Origin of the sequence: Thermobifida halotolerans, from assembly GCF_003574835.2 — a bacterium.
GTDB lineage: Bacteria > Actinomycetota > Actinomycetes > Streptosporangiales > Streptosporangiaceae > Thermobifida > Thermobifida halotolerans.
In genome coordinates this window covers 4,606,679-4,621,643 of record NZ_CP063196.1, presented here as the reverse complement: position 1 = coordinate 4,621,643, position 14,965 = coordinate 4,606,679, and the positions used below count along the sequence as shown (strand labels likewise).

Here is a 14,965-nt window from a genome sequence, read left to right as displayed (position 1 = left end):
ACGAACCACCGCATCGCCGGTGCCGGTGGGACGGCACTGCCCCGTCCGTCTGCCGGCGCTGCCGGCTCGGCGTCCCTGCTTCCGAAGCGGTCCGGAAAGCGGTCCCAGCCTCTCACCAGTGTTCGATCGTCTCACTCCACGCCGAACCCTGATTTCCGTTCCGAAACGGAACATTTCCATAGTCAATGGTCCGCTGCGGCTGTCCATCGATCCAGTGGTGGACCCGGATCACCGTCGGAGTCCTGATACTTCCGTCCTCCGGATAGATGCACTCGACCTTTACTTCGACCGTCTTTCCTTCCCTCTCGATGAGCCGCTGCCACTCCCTCTCCATGTCCCTGAAGTTCACGTTCGGGTTGTTCGGTCCCCTCTGATGCTGGTTCGTGAACTTCAACTGCGGAACAAGGTTGATGAGCTCTCCCGGACCCTTGAACTTCGTCCCGACGAGGTGTCCAGCATTCCAAGGGCCATTCTGGTAAAGGCTGTTGCCGGAGTAGTCGTTGTAGCCGAACTCCATCACCTTGTCTTGGCTGTTTCCGTTTCTCCGAGCCTTCTCCGACTTCTTGTCGACTTCGAGCTCGCCCTCCATGGAAACGGTTCTGGAGTACTGGTCGGTCTGGAATGTGTAGCGATCGTCGACAATGTATTTCATGTTCGGGCGCGGGTTGTTCAGCTCATAGTTCCACCCGTGCCCGACTCTTCCGCCGTTCGTCCGGATCTGCACGATCTCACCAGTGTGGTCAGTCGTGTACTCCCCCCGGTAGTTCCCCTCACTGTCGGTCACCCGGTACGTCGTGTCGGGGTCCAACTTGACGCCCTCCGCGAACAACTCCCGGGCTCCGGGAACCAGGTCGGGCCGTTCGGCGTTCACGTCCACGGAGCGGGTCGATGGACCACCGGACCGGCTGCTGCCCTGGCCGTCACCCCCGTTACCGGAGTCACCGCCGTTACCGTCCAGGTCTCCTCGGTGTTGTCCTGGAGTATGGGTGTCACTACCGCCCCCGGGGAAACCGGAATCACTGTCTCCGTTTGAGAGACTTGGGGAGGAAGTGTCACCACGGCCGCTTGAAGGCTGATCGAGCCTCCCGCCCGGCCCTCCAGACCCGCCGCCCCCACCGGGGCCGTCGGGGCCGCTGTGGTGGGCGCTGGGGGAGAGGTCGGGGGAGCCTCCGGAGTCGTGGCCGCCCGCCTCCATGCGGACCTCGGGGGCCCCGGCGTGAACCAGGGCGGGCTGGCGGTCCTCGGCCAGTCGGTTGGCGATGCCGCCGTCCACCTCGGCCAGGTCCAGGTCGCTGCGGAACTGGTTGACCTGGTTCTCGATCCACTCGGTGGTGGGCAGGTCGGCCGCCGCGTCGGCGTCGGCGGCGTCGCGGTCACCGGTGCGGTCGGCACTGCCGGGACGGTCGGCCCCGGGGGCGTCCGCGTGGACGGTGGCGGGGGTGTCCGTGCCGGGCGAGGCCACGTCGGTGTCGCCCGTGTCGGTGGCCGGGGTGCTGTCCCCACCGCGGGCAGGCGCGGGCACGTCGGCGGTCGTGGTGCTCGGGGCGTCGCCGGTACCGGTCGGCCTGTCAGCGCCGCCGTGGGAGGTCGGGGTGATGGTCGGCCCGCCGTTGCCGCCGGTGGGCGAGCCTCCGCCCCCGGTCGGGCTGGGGGAGGAGTCGGCGTCTGCGAAGGCGTCGGCGTTGGCCAGCGCGTCGTCGAGAGCGCCCAACCGGGAGGTGTCGATGTCCAACCCGTCCACGGCGTCGCCCAGGTCCGCCCGCAGGCGGCCGGAGTCCAGCCCGCCGGACAGGTCGGAGGCGTCCACCCGGCTCATCGTCGGCGCGTCCGCGTTCGGGGCGTCCAGGTCGCCGGCGTCTGGTCCGGCGCGGCGCGCCCCCTGCGCCAGCGCCTTGACCACGCCGGAGCCGCCCAGGAACATGCTGCCGATGTTGAGCACGCTCTGGGTGATCACGTAGCCGGGCCGGTCGCCCCACTCCCGCCACGGCACGATCGCGTGCGCGAACTCCGTCCACCCGCTGGAGAAGTTGCCCCACCACTCCCCGAACGAGCCCACGCCCCAGCCGTTCTCCCCGTACAGGCCGACCAGGCTGCCCAGTCCCTCCAGCGTGCCGCCCCAGTACTCGCCCAGGTTGGAGCCCCACTCGCTCCACGACCCGGCTCCCCAGCCGCCGGTCTCGCTGTACAGGCCGACCATGCCCGCCAGGTCCTGGGCGATGCCCACCCCGAAGTCGGCCACACCGTTCCAGGCGTCCTCCCACCAGGGGGCGTCGTACTCCTGCGGGCTGGCCCACGGCGTCTCCACGCCCTCCGGGGCCTCGGTGAAGCCGTAGACCTGCTCGCCGTCGTCGGCCACGGTGGAGCCGTCGGTGGCCGCGGCGATGAAGCGGGTGCCGCCGAACAGGCCGGTGATCTTGTTGGCGCACTCGCGTTCGGCCGCCATGTAGTCGTTCTGCGCGGCCAGCAGGTCGTCGTTGAGCTGGTTGTGCTCCTCGACGGTGTCCTCGTCCTCGCGCCAGTCGTCGTCGCCCCTGATCTTCTCGGACAGCTCCACGGCGTCGGCCTTCAACGCCTTCCACCGCGACAGGATGGGGCGGATGTCGGCGGCGAAGTCGATGAGCGCCTGGCCCACGGTACGGATGTTGGTCTCCATCTCGTCCCCGGCGTCGGCCACCGGGTTGACCGCGGCCAGCAGCTCCTCGGACTCGGGGGCGATGTAGTTGCCCTCCAGACCCGACCAGGCCGCCTTGATGTCGGCCCCCGCCTGGCCGATGTCGGACCCGTCGCCCTTCAGCGTCTTTCCCGTGGCCTCGATCGTGTCCGGATCCACGTCCGGAATCGCGATCTTGTCCGGGTCGATCACCCCGTCACCGCTCACCGAAAGCCTCCAGAATTCCCGCCAGTCGACCTGCGGACCGCATCAACCGCCCGTTTCGGCTTCAGTTGGGTTGGATTCTCCTCACCGCGTCCGGGTTCCCTTTTTTCGGAAACCCGGCGTCCACACACATGATCAGGAAGAACACGGGAATCAGCGGTCACTGGAGAAATCCGGTGTCAGAGTCCGAGTTCTTCGGGGCTCTGGTTGACTCCGCGCTGCGCCTCCGCGGCCATCTCAAGGTTTCCGTTGACGTAGAACATGGTGGCGTCACTGCATCCGGTGACCGCGCTCACGCTCTTGTCGACCATTCCTTTCAGCTTGTCGGTGTACTCGTCCATGAATTCCCCCAGCGCCATGCCGATGGGGCCGCTGGCGCACGCGGTGCCGGCCTCCTCGACGTGGGTGCCGAAGTCGTCGAGCAGGCCGACCAGGCCGCCGGTGCCGTCCTCTCCGCCGACGTGCTCTCCGACGGCCTGCAGCACCGTGTTGATCTCCGCGGGGTTGAGATCCCATCCGGACATACGCGATCGTCTCCCTTCGTCTCGCCTGTCCGCCGCGTCCGGATCCGAGGCGGGCCGGACGCTCCCGGCCTCACGGGTTGGACGCTCCGAACCTGTCCACTCGGAAACTGGAGGGAAGCCGCCCCTCGCCCCGGTGGCCGGAACCGGCCAGGCCGTGATCGGCCGAGGCGACGTGCGCCCGCAACCGGGCCAGGGCCGGACCGAGCTGCGCCGCACGGGCGGTGACGTGGGTTCGCAATTGCTCTGTCGAGGCTCTGAGCCGCTCCAGCGGGGCCGGTTCGGACTCTTCTCCGCCTTCCTGAATGTCTTCTGCCTGGTCGTCGGCGGGGTCCCCGATCCGTTCCGCGTCGGGGACGTCCGGTTCTTCCCCGGTGCGCCAATCAGCGGGTTCCACCAACTCGAACTTCATTTCGCCGCCCCCTTCCCCCGTTCCTGAACCGGCCCACCGGTTTCCTTTACTCGTATTATGCAGATGCCGGGATCTCCATATGGTTCTGCCTCGTCCAGTAGAATTCGAGGAGGTTTTCCGAGAACCGACCACGCCCCGCGAGCGTCTACCTCTGCAGATGTCCCGCCGCAGGCCAGCGAGGAGTAGGTGAACAGATGTCATCATCACGATGGGACTTCGGCGACCAGACCCTGACCACCCTGACGCAGAACACCTCGGGGTCCCAGGACGACCTGGGCGCTCTGATCAAGCAGTTGATCGACGCCGCCGAACCGCTGGCGGGCAAGTTCAACGGAGCCGGAAAGGCCGCCTTCGACTCGTTCAAGAGCCGCTCCGAGCAGATCACCGCCGACCTCAACGCCGGTCTCGGGTCGATCAACGAGGGCCAGCGCGGGATGCAGACCGCCTTCTCCGAGGGCAGCCAGACCATGGCCGACGAAGCGAACCGCAACATGGGCGCGGCCAACTTCGACGCCGCCAAGTTCCGCACGGCCTGACTCCCGCCCACTCCAGGAGGACTTCGATGAGCGGACGCAACAGCTACGACATCGGTGCGTCGCAGGAGGCGCAGAGCAACATCCACAACGTGATGAGTCGGCTGGAGGCCATCATCGGCGAGCGCGACGCCGACGTCGACAGGGCGCTCGCCGACTTCGAGGCCACCGGCGTCTCGGACGAGTACAGCGCCAAGGAACTGAAGTGGCACAGCGCCGCCAACGAGGTGCGCGACATCATCCAACTGGTGCGCGACACCCTGGAGGCCAATGACGGCACCGCGCAGTCGGCGCTCAGCCGCGCCCAGGCCGCGGTCCAGGGCATCTGAGACCCCGGACTTCCACGACACGTCCTCACTCCTGCGGGGAGGGGCGCCGCGCTACGCCCCTCCCGGACCGTTGCGGGCGTTTCCCCTCCCGGTGCCGTGACGGCCCGCACGACCTCGGAAAGGAGGCCCGGTGGCACGCGACTACGACAGCCAACTGCTGGAGTCGGTCGCGGTCCGCCGTCAGCGGCTCCGCGAGGCCGTACTCTTCGGCGGGCAGCGTATGCGCAGACGCCTGGACGAGGGCATCACCAAGGTCGTCGTGAGCGTGTGCCTGGCGGCGGTGGCGTGCGCGGGCACCGTCGGCTGGTCGTTCGCGAGCAGCCAGTTCCAGAGCCAGCGGGAGGAGCAGGAGCAGATCGCGTCCGGACCGGTCGGCACCGCCACGGCGCCGATCCCCGCCGACTGGGTGGGCGCGCAGGTCACGTTCGGGATGCTGGTGGAGGAGTTCGACCGGGCGGGGGTCCCGGCCGACCTGTACGTTCTGCCGGACGAACCGCGTCCCCCGGCCGACAGCGTCGCGAGCTACTACCTGGTGACCCGGGAACTCGACAGGTACTCCGTCAGCGTCATCGAGTTCCAGCAGGGCCGCACGGGCGTGGAGTTCACCACCGAGGACGAGACGGCCCGCTGGCTGTACCAGGAGCTGGCGCTGGTGGAGTCCGCCCCCGACCGGCTCACCGCCGAGGAGGAGCAGCGGGCCGCCGAGCAGAACACCGAGTTCGTCGCGCGGGTCGAGACGCGGTTGTCGGAGAACCCGGGCGACTCCGCCAAGGTCACGTTGGAGACCGGGCAGATCGTGGACGCGTTCGGTCCGGAGAGCGGCACTCTGCTGTTCCCCGACGGCATGCCGTTCGAGGAGCGGGGGCTGCCCGAGTATGCCCGCACCTCCCCCGCCGAGGAGGGCGGTGCTCCCACCTCGTCGCCGGTCTACCATCGTTACCGCGTCATCTACCCGTTCCTGGTGAACGCCTCGTTCTCCCCCTCAGCCGGGCGGTATCCGGGCGGCGGCGTCCGCTACGTCATCGACCCCAGCGGCTTCACCCAGGCCGCGCCGCTGCCGAGCATCCGCTGGCTGCTGCGCAACGGATACCTGGAGCGGGTCGAGGTGACCGGCGTTCCCGAATAGACCGACATCCGAGGAGTCTCCGGAGCCGAACGGGCCCGGAGGAAGATTGGAAGAGCCCGATGACGTCTTGGAGCCGGGTGACGCTCGTCGGCGAGCGGCGGAGGGTCGACGCCGTCCTGCCCGCCCAGGAACCGATCGGAGCGCTGCTGCCCGAGGTCCTGGAGTTGCTCGGCGACCCGGTGGAGAACCCGCCCCGGCTGCGCCACCTCACGACGTCCTCCGGCGTCATCCTCGACGGCGACACCACCCTCGCGGACAAGGGCGTGCTGGACGGGGCGGTGCTGCGCCTGGTGAGCGCCGACGACCCGCTGCCCGCTCCGGTGGTGCACGAGGTTCCCGAGACGGTGAGTGACGCGCTCGACGGGCACCGCGGCCGGTGGACTCCCGACGCGGCCCGGTGGACCGCCACGGCGGCTGCCACGGTGCTGTCCCTCGCGCTGGGCGGTGTCGTGTGGCGGGGGGTGGGCGGCTCCACGGGCCTGTGGGCGGTCACGGGCGCCGCGGCACCGCTGTTCGTCCTGGGTCCGCTGCTGGGGCGGTTCTGGAAGGAGCCGCTGGGCACCGCGCTGTCCATCGCGGGCGGCGCCCTGGGCGGACTCGCGCTGTGGTTCGCCGTGGAACTGCACGGACTCCCGGACTGGGTGCGGTGGGGCGGAATGGCCGCCATCGCGTCCCTGCTCGTTCTCGGCCTCGGTCTCAGTCGGCTCGGCAGAGCCGGTCTGGTCGGCGGCGGACTGGCGCTGCTGCTGACCGTGCTGTGGTCGGCGAGCGCGGCCCTGGGCCTGGACGCCTCACGTATCGCGGCGGGGGCGGCCATCGCCTGCGTGGTCCTGCTGAGCGTGCTGCTGCGGACCGCGCTGGCGCTGTCGGGGCTGTCGGTGCTCGACGACCGGCGCAGCACGGGAGCGGAGGTGAGCCGAGCCGACGTGATGAGCGCGCTGACCGACGCCCACCGCAGCATGGTGATCGCGACCGCCGCCGTGGCGGTCTTCGCCGCGGCTGCGGGAATGGGGCTGGCCACGGAGTTCACCGGCTGGACGGCGGCGCTCTGCGTCCTGCTCGCGATCGTGGTGGCGAGCCGGTCCCGCATGTTCCCGCTGGTCGTGGAGAAGGCGTCCCTGCTGGCGGCCGCGGTGGTGGTCCTGGTGGCCCCCGCCCTGGCATGGGCCGGTGACGCGCGGTGGGCGGTGTGGCCTGCGGCGGGCGTGCTGGGGATCGCGCTGGTCTTCCCGGTCATGGCGCTCATGACGGACCCGCCCGAGCACGTCCGCGCACGGCTGCGGCGGATCGCCGGCCAGTTCGAGGCTGTGGCCCTGGTGGCGTTGGTTCCGGTGGCCCTCGGAGTGTTCGGCACCTACCAGCGGCTGCTCGACACGTTCTGATCCGCTGTGCCTGAGGAGGGGAGTGAGATGGACCAGGTCCTGGAGTCGCGCGGCAGCGTCGGTGCGTCCGCGGCCACCGTGCACGGGGACCCGCTGCCCCGCCGGGCCGGACGCTGGCTCGTCCGCGCCTTCCTCCCCTCCGACGATGTCCTCGCCGCCGTCGAGGTGGGTGCGGCGGTGCAGCGGCCGATCCTGACCGGCCGCCGGATCGTGGTGGACGGTCCGCGCGGCGGTGTAGAGAGGAGCGCCGTGACGGCGCTGCTCGCCCTGGTGTTCGCGCACTACCGACAGGACCGAGTGCTGGCGCTGGACGTCGATCCGGGGACGGGGTCGCTGGCGCGGCGGTTCGGTGTGCGGACGCGGAGGTCGCTCACCGACGTCGCGGACGCAAACCCACCGGACTCGTTCGAAGCCGTCGAACCCCTGCTGTCCTCTGTCCGGGAACGGCTGTGGACGCTGCCGGGAGCGAGGGAGGAGGACGAGGGGGACCTCGGTGCCCGGATCTACCGGGGCGCACTCCTTCCGCTGTCCCGGTTCTTCGGGATCACGCTCATCCACTCGGGGACCGGCCTTCCCACGGAACTGCACGACGCCGTGTCGGCGGGTGCGCACGCCCACGTGCTGGTGGCGCCCGAGACCGGGGACGGGGTGGTCGGTGTCGGCCGGATGCTCGACACCCTGCTCGCCACCGGCGGCGACTCGCTGACCTCCCGGATCGTGGTCGTCCTCGTGGCTCAGGAGACGAACCCCGACCCGACGTTCGACCTCGTGGGCGCGGTCGACATCCTCACCGAAGGCGGCGTCGGCGTCTTCAGGCTGGGCCGCGACCGGCACCTGGCGGCGACCACGGTGATCGATCCGCGGCGGCTCGCCCAGGCCACGCACACCACCATGGCCCGGGTGGCCGCGGAGGTCCTGCGCCGGTCGCTGTGACCGTTCCGGGGAAGCTTTCGGGAAAGGAGAAGGAGCCCATGCCACGCCCTCCAACGGGTCCGCCGCCGGACCAGCCTCCGCACAGCGGCCGGGGGCCGGTTCCCGAGGATCACCGGCGGCGCGGGCAGGACGACAGGGCGGCTTCGGACACCGGTCCCCGGGTCCCTCCGCGCGCCCACGGGCCGTACCCGCCTCCCGCGGCTCCCCCGGGGCCGCAGACCGGTCCCCGGGGTGTCTCCCAGACCGGTCCGAACCGGCCCCGGTTCACTCCCACACCGCTGCCCCCGCCCTGGGGCAGGCCCGAACCTCCGCCGAGGACCCGCCCGCGCCGCGCGGAGGGGTTCGACGGACCTTCGGGCCCCCAATCCGCGCTGCCCCCCGGTCCCACCGGGTTCAGCTCCGTCTCGGCGATTCCCGCGGACCCCGTGGCCGAGGCGTTCCTCTCCGGGCCGCCCGCACCGCAGCGGCCCGCACCGCCCCCGGCTCCCGAGCCGCACCCGTGGCTCCAGGCCCAGCCGTCCTCCCGGCCCGCGCCGCCTCCGACTCCCCGGCCCGAGGCAGGACCGAGGCCGGTGGTTCCCCCGGCGCCGCATCCGGAACCGCCCCGGGGCCGCGAACCGGTGCCGCCTCCCGCCCCTGTTCCGGCCCCCGAACCCGAAGCGGCGTCCGCCCCGGCTCCGGCCCCGCCGCCCGCACCATCCCCCGATCCGGGACCGGAGCGGTCTGCGGAGCAGCGGACGGATGCGGCACCGGAACCCGAGCCGCCCCCGGTCCAAGCCACCGAACCAGACCCCGAGGCCGCGCACGTCCCGGCCCCCGAGCCGGTTCGGATTCCCGAACCGGAGCCGGTCCGGGCAGCAGACCCGGAACCGGAACCCGCCCAGGAGGCGGTCCGGATCACCGGTCCGCTGCCGGTCCCCGAGCCCACTCCGGAGCCGGCTGCCGCCTCCCCGGTTCCGGACCCCGAACGGAGCCCGGACGGTCCCGGCTACGAGCGGATGCTGCGCGACCTCCCGCCGCTGCCGAGCGCGCGGTGGCGCAGGACCGTCTACCGGGCCACCGGCCGGAGAGTGCGCCTGGGCTGAGCGCCGACCGGCGCCCAGCGGCGGCCCACCGGCCGACCGGACCGCCCCCGTCAGCCCCCGACCAGCGGGGCCGCGAACCGCAACAACCGGGCAGAAACCCCGCGACCTGAGATCACCGGGGTCTGCCGGGGTGGCTTTCCGTGTGTGGGTGACGGCGACCGCCGGATGACCCGGTCGAGATCCTCGTGTCGCTGTCCTCTCGTGGGCAGTCCGTCGAGGACCTGACCCCGGTTCACCTCCGCCCACCCACCAAGCGGCGTCCGGCACGGCCGGAGGCTCTGAAGGCTCGGGGGTGCCTCGACCTGCCTGTCGGCCGGGGTCCGCGTGCCGCGCGGCCGGTTCGCGGTTGTCTTGGCGGATTGTCCGGCCGGGCCGGTAGGCTCCCATGCACGCCGGTCGGCAGCAGGTCGCAGCATGCGTGGAGGACGGACGATGGCGGCAGCGAGCGGAGACTCCTCCCGGTTGAAGCGCATCCCCAGGCCCGCCCCGCCTCGGGTGATCCGCTGGTTCCAGGAGCACCCCTCCCCCTACCCGCACGAGCAGGAGGCGCTCGACCACATCCGCGGGCTCATGCCGCCGGCCGAACCGTTCCGCGCCTGGGCCACCTTCTGCTTCACCGCCGGAAGCGGCCGGGTCAACGAGTGCGACCTGCTGATCCTGGTGCCGCGCGGCCTGTTCCTGCTGGAGTTGAAGGCGCATCCCGGCCGTCTGGTCAACAACGGCGGCACCTGGAACTTCCACGCCTCGGACCGGGTCCGCACCTTCCGCAACCCGCTGCACCTGACCGAGTTGAAGGCCCGGGAGCTGAAGGACCGGTTGCTCTGGGCCGCGAAGGCGACGGGGTCCAACGTCGTCATCCCCCGGATCGAGGCCGCGGTGTTCCTGTCCGCCCGCGACCTGCGTTCGGAGTTGGACGAGCAGCAGCGGCTCAAGGTCTACGGCCGCAACGACCGCGACACCGGCCTGCCCCGGATCTGGGACGACCTGCTCGCGCTGCCGCCGACGGCCTCGTCGGAGAAGGCGCGCCGGGAGCTGTTCCGGTTCGCGCAACTGCTGCCCGGTCTGATGAAGAAGGCCGGGGTGGACGCCTCCACCGCCCACCTCCGGTTCGACGACGACTGGGAGCTGTCGAAAAGCCCCATCGACGGCGGTCCCACCTGGGAGGACCGGTTGGCGGTGCGTCGGCATCCCATCCGCGAGGAGGGGCGGGTCCGCATCTACCTGGTGGGTGAGCGGACCGACGAGGACGCCCGCCGCGAGGTGGAGCGCGCCGCCGAACGCGAGTACCAGGTGCTGCAGGGCATCAACCACCGGGGCATCGTCCAGGCCCTCCAGTTCCGCGACCACCGGGGCAGCCCGGCGATCCTGTTCCGGCACAGCGCCTCCGACCTGCGCCTGGACGCCTACCTGGACACGCACGGCGCCTCGCTGCCGCTGCGGGTCCGCCTGGACCTGGTGCGGCAGCTCGCCGACGCGCTGCGGTACGCCCACGACCGTTCCCTGTACCACCGGGCGCTCGCGGCGCGGTCGGTGTACGTGTCGTGCCGCGACGACGGCTCCGATCCGGTGCTGCGGGTCGTCGACTGGCAGGTGGCGGCCCGCGACTTCGACACCACGCCGCTGTCCTCCGTGGGCGACTCCAGCATCCACAGCGAGCATGTGGCGGACACCGCCGAGGTGTACCTGGCTCCCGAGTTCGACCAGCGTTTCGCCGACCCGGTGGACCTGGACCTGTTCGGTCTGGGCGCGGTCGCCTACCTGGTGCTCACGGGCCGCCCGCCCGCGGTGAGCCGTTCGGAGCTGCTGCAACGGCTGCGGGTGGACGGCGGGCTGCGGCCGCGGGCGGTGGCCGACGAGGTGCCCGAGGAGTTGGACTCCCTGGTTTTCTCGGTGACGCGGGCCGACGTGGCCGACCGCATCGAGTCGGTCGCGGGTTTCGTCGCCGGACTGGACGCTTTCGAGCAGCAGCGGGCCGCCGCGGAGCAGACGGTCGCGGCGGGCGTCGATCCGCTCGAAGCGCTGCCCGGCCAGCAGGTGGACGACGGGTGGACGGTGGAGCGGGTGCTCGGCACCGGCGCGACGTCGCGGGTGCTGCTGGTGCGCGCCGAGGTCGTCACCGCCGAGGGGGTGACGCGCCCGGAGACGCGGGTCCTCAAGGTGGCGTTGGACGAGGGGGAGCGCGCGGCACGGCTGCGCGACGAGGCCGAGGCGTTGGAGAAGGTGGGCGGCGGGCGCGTGGTGCGGCTGCTGGACGGCCCCCGCCAGGTGCACGGCCGCACCGTCCTGGTGCTGGAGTACGCGGGGGAGCGGTCGCTGGGCGAGCGGCTGCGGTCGGAGGGGCGGCTCACCTACCACGAGTTGGCCCGGTTCGGCGACGACCTGTTCGTGGCGCTGGACCAGTTGGCGGGGCACGGGGTGCGGCACCGCGACATCAAACCCGACAACCTGGGGCTGTTCCGCCGCGCGGACCGCTCCTGGGAGTTGAAGCTGTTCGACTTCTCGCTGACCAGGGCGTCGGACAAGAACCTGAGGGCGGGCACCGCCGGTTACGTGGACCCGTTCCTGGGAGCCGATCCGCGCCGCGGCCGGTACGACGACCACGCCGAGTGGTACGCGGCGGCGGTGACGCTGCACGAGATGGCGTCGGGGGAGCGTCCCCGCTGGGGGGACGAGGCGACCAGTCCGGCCATGACGGACGACGAGGTTCCCGCGCTGGCGGCGGAGCTGTTCGACACGGCGTTGCGGCCGGGGCTCGTCGAGTTCTTCGAGCGGGCCCTGCACCGCGACGCGGACCAACGGTTCGAGAGCCTCCAGCAGATGCGGGAGGCGTGGCGGAGGGTGTTCGCCGCCGCTGACGCGGCCACCCCGCCGAGCACTCCCGCGACGGTGGACGCCTCCCCGTCGGTGCCGGTGGACGAGGCGCGGGACCGGGCGGCCGAGGCCGCCGAACTGGACACGCCGCTGGGGGCGGCGGGGCTGTCGCCGGCGGCCGAGTCGGCGGCCCACCAGCTCGGCGCGACCACCGTGGGCGAACTGCTGGGCGTTGCGCCGCATCTGATCTCCCGGGCACGCGGCACGGGCGCGCTGGTCCGCAGGGAGTTGAACCGCCGCCACCGCCAGTGGCGCACCCGGCTGGGGCAGCGCCTGGAACGGCCCGCCCCGGTGGCGGACCCGCACGGGGCCGCCGACGAGGCGGGCGCGGCCGGGGCCGGGCACCGCCTGGGCGTGGAGGAGCTGGCCCGGCTGGTCACTCCCGAGCCGGGCGGGCGCAGCCGCCAACCGGAGGCGGTGCGGCTGCTGCTGGGGCTGCCCGGCGCGGACGGGTCTGCTTCGCCGCTGCCGCCGTGGTGTACGCAGTCCGATGTGGCGCGGCGGCTCGGGGTCAAGCAGCCGACCGTGTCCGTGTACCACCGCGACGCGATCAAGCGGTGGGTGGGGCTGCCGGAGCTGCGGGACGTCCGCGACGAGCTGGTGGGGTATGTGCGGGCGGCCGGCGGGGTGATGGCCGTCGAGGAGTTGGCGGCCGAGCTGCGGGCGCACCGGGGGACCCGTGAGGGGGCCGACGATCCGCGGCGGGTCGCCGCCCTGGCGTCGGCGGTGGTGCGTGCCGCCCTGGACGCGGAGCTGTGGGAGCAGGACAAGGACGAGGAGAACCAGCCTCGGCTGGCGGTACTGCGGCGCGGCAGTCGGGTGCTGGTGGCCGCCGAGTCGCTGCCCGGCACCGACGATCCGGTGCCCGCGGACCTCGCCGACTACGCGCGGGCGCTGGGGGAGGTCGCGGACCGGTTGGCGGCCGCCGAGCCGCTGCCTGGCCGTTCGGCGGTGCTGCGGGACCTGCGGCAGGTGCCGGTCCCGGAGGGGATGGCGCCGCTGGCCGACACGCGCCTGGTGGCGTTGGCGGCGGCGGCGTCCGACGACGCCCGGTACTCGCCGCGGCTGGAGCTGTACCCGCGGAACCTGGGGTTGGCGCGGGCGCTGCGGATCTCGCAGGCCGCGGCGGGGGTGCTCGCCGGGCACGGGGTGAGTGCGGCGGAGCTGCTGGCGCGGGTCCGGTCCCGTTTCCCCGACCTGGAGTTGGCGGAGCCCACCCGGGTGGAGGTGGCGGAGGCGCTGGACGAGGCCGGGTTCTCGCTGGAGTACGACCCGCAGAGCCGCCGGTTCCTGCCGCCCGCGACCGCGCTGACCGGCAGCGGACTGTCCCGCACCACCGGGCGGCACACCGACGCCGCGACCGACCTGGCCGTGGTGGCGGCCGCGGCGGGACGCGACCCGGTGGCGCTGCTGGCGGAGCGGTTGGACGAGTCGGTGCGCCGGGGCGGTTTCCTGGCGTTGACGCTGCGCGGCAGGCGTCTTCCGGGGGTGGCGGACCTGCTGGCCGCCGCCTATCCGCTGACTCCGGTGGACCTGGGCGCGGTGTTCCTCGCGGAACTGCGGGGCATCGCCGACGAGCGCGGCCAGTGGGACGCGGTGCTGCGCAGCGACGCCCGGTTCGCGGCCTCCGGTGAGCTGAGCCGCGGGCTGCGCTCCTATGTGCGGTTCGCCTGGCAGCGGACGGAGGAGCGGCTGGGGGAACGGGTCGCGGAGGCGGGGCCGCGCGCGGTGGTGCTGCTGCACAACGCGGGGCTGACCACCCGCTACGCCGACGCGGGCGGGCACGCGCTGCTGACCGGGTTGCAGAACGCGGCCCGCCGGTCCGGGGCGGACCCGCACGGGCTGTGGCTGCTGTGCCCGACCGACGCCCCGCAGGCCGCGCCGCGCCTGGACGGCCGCATCGTCGAGGTGCTGGGCGACCACGAGCGCGCGGTGCTGCGCGAGGACTTCCTGTCCCGCCTGGCGGGGGACGGTTCCGCGGCAGCCTGACGGAGGGTCTTGGCGCTTCGGCGGCGGTCCCCGGCCCGGCTCGGGACCGGGAACCGCAGGAGGGATGGGGCCGTGCCCCAGCGGCATCCTCCCTGTCGGGGGTCTTCCCCGACCGCTGGGGCACGGCGGCTCGGTGGACGGCGGCTACCGTTCCGGTTGTGCGATCCTGTGCTGGCCCTGGGGCCACTGGTGGCCGAACACGTCGGTGTGGAAGCCGGTGTGGTCGGCGGGGCGCACGCATGCGGTGCGGGTGAGCGGGTGGGACTGGTCGCAGGATTCGCCCAGCCACAGGGCGATCTGGTGCAGCAGCGTCAGGCAGGTGTGCCGCACTCCGGTGAGCCAGTAGGCGCGGTCCCGCGTGCCCGCCACGAGGCTGTCGGCGAGGTCGCGCAGCAGGCGCGCCTCCTCGGGGGTGAGGTCCAGCATGCTCGCCGCCCCTCTCACCGGTGGTGGGCCAGGTAGGCGCGGGCGTACCCGGGCGGCGTGAACTCGGTGAGCGTGAAGTCCAGGGCATCCAGGTCGGTGCAGCCGACCAGCAGGTCTCCCAGCACCCGGTGGCGCGCCAGGTACGGCACGAGGTCGTGCGGTTCGTAGCTCAACTGCCACAGCGGCGCGTGCCGCCGGGCGACCCGGTGGAACTCGGCGGCGTCCACCGCAGGCGGCACGGCGTGCCGGGGCACGTAGGGACGGGGCCGGGGAACGCGGGGCGCGGGCCGGGCCGCCTGCGGTCGCCGGGCACGGGCCGGGGCGGGCCGGTCAGCGACCGGTCGACGCGTCCGCGGCAGGGCGCGGGCCAGCAGCAGCGGAAGCGCCGCCAGCAGGGGAACCAGGGTGTGGACCAGACGCATGGGCGTCCTCCTCACGCATGACTGAGCCGTCTGGAACGGGACGGCAGGGAACGAGTACACC

The 14,965-nt window shown here is 72.4% G+C and carries 12 protein-coding genes; 7 read left to right on the top strand and 5 right to left on the bottom strand.

Translation table 11 applies throughout. From position 1 onward, the window contains the following. Positions 1-112: 112 nt before the first annotated feature. From NI17_RS20645 to NI17_RS20635, 3 genes are all read right to left on the bottom strand, one after another. Positions 113-2,878, bottom strand: coding sequence for a DNA/RNA non-specific endonuclease (locus NI17_RS20645; protein ID WP_068692668.1), 2,766 nt, complete (start codon positions 2,876-2,878; stop codon positions 113-115). Positions 2,879-3,054: 176 nt separating this feature from the next. Then, positions 3,055-3,399, bottom strand: coding sequence for a DUF6507 family protein (locus tag NI17_RS20640; RefSeq protein WP_068692667.1), 345 nt, complete (start codon positions 3,397-3,399; stop codon positions 3,055-3,057). Positions 3,400-3,469: 70 nt separating this feature from the next. Beyond that, positions 3,470-3,808: a hypothetical protein gene (locus tag NI17_RS20635; RefSeq protein WP_068692666.1), complete on the bottom strand. Its 339-nt coding sequence runs from the start codon at positions 3,806-3,808 to the stop codon at positions 3,470-3,472. A gap of 194 nt (positions 3,809-4,002) precedes the next feature. Here NI17_RS20635 and NI17_RS20630 point away from each other — a divergent pair, with 194 nt between their 5' ends. From NI17_RS20630 to pglW, 7 genes are all read left to right on the top strand, one after another. Beyond that, the gene (locus NI17_RS20630) at positions 4,003-4,344 is read left to right on the top strand and encodes a hypothetical protein (RefSeq protein WP_068692665.1); all 342 of its coding nucleotides are present in this window, start codon (positions 4,003-4,005) and stop codon (positions 4,342-4,344) included. Between the two features lie 26 nt (positions 4,345-4,370). Beyond that, entirely contained in the window at positions 4,371-4,670 is a 300-nt protein-coding gene (locus NI17_RS20625) for a pore-forming ESAT-6 family protein (protein ID WP_068692664.1), read from the top strand. Positions 4,671-4,800: 130 nt separating this feature from the next. Further along, a complete protein-coding gene (locus NI17_RS20620) occupies positions 4,801-5,796 on the top strand; it encodes a TNT domain-containing protein (RefSeq protein ID WP_068692663.1) in 996 nt (331 codons plus the stop codon). Between the two features lie 59 nt (positions 5,797-5,855). Next, positions 5,856-7,178 carry a type VII secretion integral membrane protein EccD gene (eccD, locus tag NI17_RS20615; RefSeq protein WP_068692662.1) on the top strand — a complete coding sequence of 441 codons (1,323 nt, stop codon included), beginning with the start codon at positions 5,856-5,858 and terminating at the stop codon, positions 7,176-7,178. Between the two features lie 27 nt (positions 7,179-7,205). After that, on the top strand, positions 7,206-8,111 hold the full coding sequence (locus NI17_RS20610) for a hypothetical protein (RefSeq protein WP_068692661.1): 906 nt from the start codon (positions 7,206-7,208) through the stop codon (positions 8,109-8,111). 572 nt (positions 8,112-8,683) lie between these two features. Then, positions 8,684-9,196 (top strand): hypothetical protein, encoded by a 513-nt coding sequence (locus tag NI17_RS20605; protein ID WP_068692660.1) that lies wholly within the window; start codon positions 8,684-8,686, stop codon positions 9,194-9,196. Positions 9,197-9,628: 432 nt separating this feature from the next. Further along, positions 9,629-14,056: a BREX system serine/threonine kinase PglW gene (gene pglW / locus NI17_RS20600; RefSeq protein ID WP_243597556.1), complete on the top strand. Its 4,428-nt coding sequence runs from the start codon at positions 9,629-9,631 to the stop codon at positions 14,054-14,056. A 144-nt stretch (positions 14,057-14,200) separates the two neighbouring features. Here the strand turns inward: pglW and NI17_RS20595 are convergent, their stop codons facing one another. Further along, positions 14,201-14,482 (bottom strand): hypothetical protein, encoded by a 282-nt coding sequence (locus NI17_RS20595; protein WP_068692659.1) that lies wholly within the window; start codon positions 14,480-14,482, stop codon positions 14,201-14,203. A 14-nt stretch (positions 14,483-14,496) separates the two neighbouring features. Further along, positions 14,497-14,904: a hypothetical protein gene (locus tag NI17_RS20590; protein ID WP_068692658.1), complete on the bottom strand. Its 408-nt coding sequence runs from the start codon at positions 14,902-14,904 to the stop codon at positions 14,497-14,499. Positions 14,905-14,965 lie beyond the last annotated feature (61 nt).

Coding starts and splice junctions, on each gene's coding strand:
- NI17_RS20640 (WP_068692667.1), bottom strand. CDS start 3,399: ATGTCCGGATGGGATCTCAACCCCGCGGAGATCAACACGGTGCTGCAG.
- NI17_RS20610 (WP_068692661.1), top strand. CDS start 7,206: ATGGACCAGGTCCTGGAGTCGCGCGGCAGCGTCGGTGCGTCCGCGGCC.
- pglW (WP_243597556.1), top strand. CDS start 9,629: ATGGCGGCAGCGAGCGGAGACTCCTCCCGGTTGAAGCGCATCCCCAGG.
- NI17_RS20630 (WP_068692665.1), top strand. CDS start 4,003: ATGTCATCATCACGATGGGACTTCGGCGACCAGACCCTGACCACCCTG.
- NI17_RS20635 (WP_068692666.1), bottom strand. CDS start 3,808: ATGAAGTTCGAGTTGGTGGAACCCGCTGATTGGCGCACCGGGGAAGAA.
- NI17_RS20625 (WP_068692664.1), top strand. CDS start 4,371: ATGAGCGGACGCAACAGCTACGACATCGGTGCGTCGCAGGAGGCGCAG.
- eccD (WP_068692662.1), top strand. CDS start 5,856: ATGACGTCTTGGAGCCGGGTGACGCTCGTCGGCGAGCGGCGGAGGGTC.
- NI17_RS20590 (WP_068692658.1), bottom strand. CDS start 14,904: ATGCGTCTGGTCCACACCCTGGTTCCCCTGCTGGCGGCGCTTCCGCTG.
- NI17_RS20595 (WP_068692659.1), bottom strand. CDS start 14,482: ATGCTGGACCTCACCCCCGAGGAGGCGCGCCTGCTGCGCGACCTCGCC.